Origin of the sequence: Mesorhizobium sp. M7A.F.Ca.CA.004.04.2.1 (assembly GCF_004022825.1) — a bacterium.
Classification (GTDB): domain Bacteria; phylum Pseudomonadota; class Alphaproteobacteria; order Rhizobiales; family Rhizobiaceae; genus Mesorhizobium.
Genome location: NZ_RZPH01001604.1, coordinates 1 through 722 on the forward strand (window position 1 = coordinate 1; position 722 = coordinate 722).

1 protein-coding gene is annotated in these 722 nt (G+C 66.6%); it reads right to left on the reverse strand.

Annotation, left to right across the window (positions count from 1 at the left end; translation table 11 throughout):
- The coding region (locus tag EN893_RS36425; RefSeq protein ID WP_128362284.1) for a glutamate-5-semialdehyde dehydrogenase at window positions 1–722 on the reverse strand (722 nt) is incomplete at both ends.

Here is a 722-nt window from a genome sequence, read left to right on the forward strand (position 1 = left end):
GTCGAGGATCGGCACCAGATGGGTGGAGGCGACCGCCTGGTCGACCAGCAGCGTCTCGGCGGCACCGCAGACGCCGGTGCGCCGCATCTTGGCGTTGACGGCTATCCGCACCGCCATGTCGAGATCGGCCGAGCGGTCGATGTAGAGATGGCAGATGCCTTCGAGATGCGCGAAAACCGGCACCCGTGCCTCAGCCTGCACGCGCCCGACGAGGCTTTTGCCGCCGCGCGGGATGATGACATCCAGCGTGCCGCCGAGGCCCTTCAGCATCTCGCCAACGGCGGCGCGATCGGTGGTCGGCACCAGCTGGATGGCGTCTTCCGGCAGGCCGGCTTGCTTCAGCCCTTCGACCAGGCAGGCATGGATGGCGGCTGATGAATTGAGCGAATCCGAGCCGCCACGCAGGATCACCGGATTGCCTGCCTTGAGGCACAGCGCGCCGGCATCGGCGGTGACGTTCGGGCGGCTCTCATAGATGACGCCGACGACGCCGAGCGGTGTGCGCACACGCTCGATATGCAGGTCGTTCGGCCTGTCCCATTGCGCCATCACATCGCCGACCGGATCGCGCAGCGCGGCGATTTCCCTGATGCCGTCGGCCATGGCGCGAATGCGCGCCGGATCGAGCTTCAGCCGATCCATGAAGGAGGCGGAAAGCCCGGATTCCTGGCCGTTCGAGACATCGATGGCGTTGGCGTCGAGAATGTCCTGCTCACGAGCGA